The organism is Acidithiobacillus sp. TH-A35, assembly GCF_057473505.1.
The window spans coordinates 1-5,543 of sequence record NZ_JBYCKR010000054.1; the positions used below are offsets into that span (position 1 = coordinate 1).

Annotated in this window: 4 protein-coding genes; all 4 read right to left on the reverse strand. The window is 59.6% G+C overall.

What is annotated here, in order from left to right; genetic code table 11:
* Window positions 1-1,346: 2,3-bisphosphoglycerate-independent phosphoglycerate mutase (gpmI, locus tag AC2VNK_RS02130; RefSeq protein ID WP_486882640.1), on the reverse strand; the 1,346-nt coding region annotated here is incomplete at its 3' end.
* Window positions 1,343-3,754, reverse strand: coding sequence for a phosphoenolpyruvate synthase (gene ppsA, locus AC2VNK_RS02135; protein ID WP_486882641.1), 2,412 nt, complete (start codon window positions 3,752-3,754; stop codon window positions 1,343-1,345). The genes gpmI and ppsA, both read right to left, overlap by 4 nt.
* A gap of 97 nt (window positions 3,755-3,851) precedes the next feature.
* Window positions 3,852-4,814 carry a sulfotransferase family protein gene (locus tag AC2VNK_RS02140; protein ID WP_486882642.1) on the reverse strand — a complete coding sequence of 321 codons (963 nt, stop codon included), beginning with the start codon at window positions 4,812-4,814 and terminating at the stop codon, window positions 3,852-3,854.
* A 69-nt stretch (window positions 4,815-4,883) separates the two neighbouring features.
* A partial coding sequence (gene dapE, locus AC2VNK_RS02145) for a succinyl-diaminopimelate desuccinylase (RefSeq protein ID WP_486882643.1) occupies window positions 4,884-5,543 on the reverse strand: 660 nt, incomplete at its 5' end.

The following is a 5,543-nucleotide window of genomic DNA, read 5'->3' on the forward strand; positions in this document are numbered from 1 at the left end:
GGCTCGCCGGTGACCGGGTCCACCATCTCATCACAGTTTCCGTGATCGGCGGTGAGAATCATTTTGAAGCCCTGCCGCTGCGCTACTTGCAGCACCCGGTGAAACTGCAGGTCGAGGGTCTCTACCGCGCGCAGGATGGCGGGGATTTTGGCGGTATGACCAACCATATCGCCATTGGCAAAGTTCACCAGTACAAAAGCGTAGTCACCACTCTCCAGTGCCGCGATAATCCGGTCCGCCACCTGAGGCGCGCTCATTTCCGGCTGCAGGTCATAGGTCGCGACCTGCGGTGAGGGGATGATCTCGCGATCTTCCCCCGGAAAGGGGTCTTCCCGCCCGCCATTAAAAAAATAGGTCACGTGGGCGTATTTCTCGGTCTCGGCGCAGTGGAACTGCTTCAGACCGGCGTCGCTGACCACTTCGGCCAGGACCCTGTCGGGAATTGCGGGGGGAAAAAGGACTGGAAAGGGATACTCGTCGTTGTAGGAGGTCATGCACAGGGCACGTCTGGCGGCCTCGCCCTGCCGGTCGAAGTGTTTGAAGTCGGGCATGGCGACGGCCGCACTCAACTGACGCATGCGATCCGAACGGAAGTTAAAGAAGAAGATCGGCTCATCGGCGGCTATGCGGTTCTGCTGCGGTTCGCCGATGATGGTGGGCGGAATGAACTCATCCCCCTCACCGCGCTTCCAGGCACTGTGGATGGCGGCTTCAGCACTGTCCGCAGTGAATCCTTCCCCGCGCAGCAGAGCGGCCCAGGCCTTTTCCGTCCTGTCCCAATATCCGGCCCGGTCCATGGCCGTATAGCGCCCGCAGACGGTGGCAATGCGGCCCTTCCCCAGCCGGTGCAGGGTTTCCTCCACCTGGCGGGCGTAAAGGTCGGCGCACTGCGGCGCCGTGTCACGGCCGTCGGTAATCATGTGTATTATCGGCTCTACACCCGCCGCCACCACCAGCGGCAGGATACCTAGCAAATGCTCGATATGGGAGTGCACGCCACCATCGGAGACCATGCCCACCAGATGCAGGCGTTTGGCGTTTCTGAGCATGTCCTGCCAGGCCGGAATTCGCGCAAAACTGCCGTCCGCCAGGCTATCGGAAATGCGCACCAGATCCTGTAGGAGAATCCGCCCCGAGCCCAGGGTGAGGTGACCCACCTCCGAATTGCCGAATTGTCCGTCCGGCAGGCCCACCGCCCGCCCCGAAGCCTGCAGGGCGGTATGGGGGAAACTGGCAAAGTAGTGATCGAGATGCGGCGTGTGCGCCTGTGCCCAGCCATTAAAAGCGCGATTGGGATTGAGACCGAAGCCGTCAAAAATCACCAGTAATACCGGGTTGACCTTCATGCCCCTCCGCTCCGCTTTTTTTCCACGTCGAGCACATGCAAGGTCGTCGCCAGTACCGTATCCGGATTCAGGCTCATGGACTGAATGCCGATTTGCACCAGAAACTCGGCCATCTCCGGATAGTCCGAAGGGGCCTGTCCACAAAGCCCGGAGTGGATGCCGTTACGGGCGCAGCCCTCCACCGCGAGGCGGATCATCTCCTTGACCCCATCGTCCCGTTCATCATAGTCGAAAGCGACGATGGCCGAGTCGCGGTCGACGCCCAGGGTGAGCTGGGTCAGGTCATTGCTGCCAATGGAAAAACCGTCAAAGCGCTTGGCGAACTGATCGATCAGGATGACATTATTGGGAATTTCGCACATGGCATAGACCTGCAAGCCATTTTCGCCACGGCGCAGGCCGAACTCCGCCATCTTCGCCAGCACGTCGTCCGCTTCTTTCACCCGGCGTACAAAGGGCAGCATGAGGATGACATTATCCAGCCCCATCTCTTCGCGGACCCGTTTCATGGCCAGACACTCCAGACGAAACCCCTCGGTATAGGCTGGGTGTGCGTAGCGCGAGGCACCGCGGAAGCCGAGCATCGGGTTATCCTCTTCCGGCTCAAACCAGCGCCCCCCCAACAGTGCGGCATATTCGTTGGTTTTGAAGTCGGACATTCGTACGACCACCGGCTTCGGATAGAAGGCGGCAGCGATAGTCCCGATGCCTTCCGACAAGCGTTCCACAAAGAAATCGGCGGGCTGGGCGTAGCCCTGGGTCAGTGCCGCCAGTGCGTTGCGCTCAGGGGCATCCGCGACCTTTTCCGGATGCAGCAGCGCCATGGGATGGGCCTTGATGGCGCTGTTGATAATGAACTCCATCCGCGCCAGGCCGATGCCATCGTTGGGTAACATGCACGTCTGAAAAGCGATTTCCGGATTGCCGAGGTTGATCATGATCTGCGTCTGCGGACGGGGCAGGGTGGCCAAATCGGTATGGCGGACCGTGAAGGGCAGCGCACCCGCGTAGACATTGCCGATATCGCCACTGGCGCAGGATATGGTCACACTGTCGCCATCCTTTAACGTGGTGGTCGCGTGATCGCTGCCGACGACGGCAGGGATGCCCAGTTCCCGGGCGATAATGGCGGCATGGCAGGTGCGTCCGCCGCGATTGGTGACGATGGCGGCAGCCTCTTTCATGATGGGCTCCCAGTCCGGGGTAGTGGTATCCGCCACCAGAATCTCGCCGGGCCTGAACGCCGCCAGGTGTTTCACATCCCGGATGATATGTACCGGGCCGGATGCGATCTTGCTGCCGACGGCGCGTCCCTGCACCAGTACGGTGCCCTGACCGTCAAGGATGTACTCTTCGAGCACCTGTCCCTTTTTCTGCGAGGCCACGGTTTCCGGCCGCGCCTGGACCATGTAAAGCTGGCCGTCGGTGCCATCTTTTGCCCACTCCATGTCCATGGGCCGGCTTTCCTGCATTTTCCGGCTGTAATGCTGTTCGACCTTGATGGCGTAATCGGCGAGAGTCAGCACGTCCGCATCGCTGAGGCAGAAGCTGTCCTGTTCATGGCGGTGGGTGGCGACATTGCGGGTGCTGTGCCGGGTATCCCCTTCGGTATAGATCATCTTGATTTTCTTGCTGCCCAATACCCGCCGCAAAACCGCCCTTTTGCCACGCAGAAACGCGGGCTTGAAGACGTAGAATTCGTCGGGGTCCACGGCACCCTGCACCACATTCTCACCCAGCCCCCAGGATGCGGTGATGAAGACCACGTCGCGAAAGCCCGTCTCGGTATCCAGCGAAAACATCACGCCGCTGGTCGCCTTGTCCGACCGCACCATCTTCATGACACCGATGGACAGGGCGACCTTGAAATGATCAAAGCCCTGATCAACCCGATAGTGAATGGCACGGTCGGTAAACAGGCTGGCAAAACATCGGCGGCAGGCGTCCAGCAGGGCGGCTTCGCCGGAAATGTTGAGGTAGGTATCCTGCTGACCGGCGAAACTGGCGGTGGGCAAGTCTTCGGCGGTCGCTGAGGAACGCACCGCTACCGACAGTGCTTCGCCATATTCCTTACGCAGTTCGGCATAGCCCGCCAGTACCTCGGCTTGTAAATCCGCCGGCAGCGGGGCGCTGTAGACGATTTCGCGTGCCCGCGCGCCGCGCCTGGCCAGATCGGTGACGTCGGTCGGGTCTAACCCGTCCAGCGCATCATGCAGCGCCGGCCAGGCGCCAGCCTGATCCAGCAGGTAACGATAGGCCGCACCGGTGATGGCAAAACCATTGGGGACCTTCACGCCCTGTGGACTCAGTTCCCGGTACATTTCCCCCAAGGAGGCATTTTTTCCGCCTACCAGAGGCACGTCTTCTATGCGGATGTCTTTGAAAAAACGGATATAACGCCCAGACATGACCCTCTCCTCTACTGTAAATCCGATTGCCATCTCTCCGTTAAACATAGTAGACGCGTCGGGGTCCGGCAAGCCTTGGCGGCACCTGAGCGAGGGCTCAGATATTGCCGGATGGCTTCTGGGGCAGAGCGGACGGCTTGGTATCTTTTATCGCCTCGAAGGCCTTCCACGATACCCGCAAATCTGGCAGCGGCCGACCCAGCAAATGTTCCAGGCGCTCGATTTCCGGGGCATAAAGTTCCTGCAGAAAACGGCGCGCGGCGCTGTCCATGGGCGGCTTACGGCCTTCGCGCAGGAAAATGTGACGCCAGATATATTCGCCCCAGCTATGGGGGAAAAGATGCTCGCCGATAAAACGGCTCATACGTCCGCTGGCAAGGCGCCGGGCCCAGTTCCCGCGCGGCAGACGGTGCGCGTTGTGGGCCGTTTCCAAATCAATGGCGCGCATGGCCGCACGATCAATGTCCAGAAAATCGGCAATGCCTTCCAGCACCGCCAGCGGGGTTTTTTTGAGATCTTCCAGGAGGCAAACATGCACATGATCGGCACCAAAACGCTGCTGATAACGGATGATCTGCGCCGTATAGCGCCCGAGTTCCACATAGAGTTGGGAGATGCCCCAGCCTTTGTCAGAACGGGTCCAGTCCCGCTGTAATGCCTCCATGAACGGCAGGTCGAGGACCCCTTCATTGAAATCCATGAGGTATTGCGCATAGGCCCGTTGTACCGGGTCGCGCAGGATGATAATGATGCGTGCGTCGGGCTGCACGGCATGGATACGCTCCGGGGCCTCTTCACACCAGAGATAAGAAGGACTGGCATCCCCGATACGGGGAAACTGATTGGCACCCCGGTAGAGATGCTGATATTGCTCGACGTTGGCTACGTACTGAATCAGATGGGTCTGTTCGGGAGACGGATGGGGCCGGGTAAAGAAATGCGGTTCTTTCATCGTCGGCAAAAAAACCTGGGGATGTTGCCGCAAGTAGGCATAGAGCGAAGTCGTGCCGCTCTTTACCGCACCAACGATATAGAAATTGGGCCATATACGTTGTGACATTATGCGGTTCCTTCGCTCAGTGCCAGAGTCCCCATGTCTGCCAGCGCGTAGACGATATGCCGTACGCGCCTAGTGGCCATCCGCCGCCCCCAGCAGATGCACCATGATCTCCGTATAGATCTGGGACAGATGCTCCAGATCGGCAACGGCGACGCACTCGTTGATCTTGTGGATGGTGGCATTGATGGGTCCGAGTTCCACGACTTGCCCGCCCAACTGGGCGATGAAGCGTCCGTCCGAGGTGCCGCCGCCGGTAGAAAGCCGGGCCTCGTGCTGTTCTACGGCTTGTAAGGCCTTTTGAGTGGCGGCTACCAGGGGACCCGGTGCAGTAAAGAAGGGCGGACCGGACAACTGCCAGTCAATGGCATAGCGCATGGCGGAGGCGTCAAGAATTTTGTGGACCCCCGCCTGCAAAGATTCCGGCGTGGACTCCGTGGAAAAACGGAAATTAAAATCCGCCTGCAACTGGCCGGGAATGACATTGTTAGCCCCGGTACCCGCATGGATATTGGAGAACTGCAGACGGGTGGGCGGGAAAAAACCATTCCCCGCATCCCAAGTCTGATCCACGAGATCCGCGAGTGGGCGAAAAGCGCGATGGATGGGATTATCGGCCTTGTCGGGGTAGGCTACATGACCCTGTATACCCTGCACGGTCAGACGTCCATTCAGCGAGCCGCGCCGGCCATTTTTGATGACATCGCCCAGCATGTTTTCGGAAGAGGGTTC

What these genes read in the sequence shown, in the direction of transcription:
- ppsA (WP_486882641.1), bottom strand. Translation starts at nt 3,754, where the DNA reads ATGTCTGGGCGTTATATCCGTTTTTTCAAAGACATCCGCATAGAAGAC.
- AC2VNK_RS02140 (WP_486882642.1), bottom strand. Translation starts at nt 4,814, where the DNA reads ATGTCACAACGTATATGGCCCAATTTCTATATCGTTGGTGCGGTAAAG.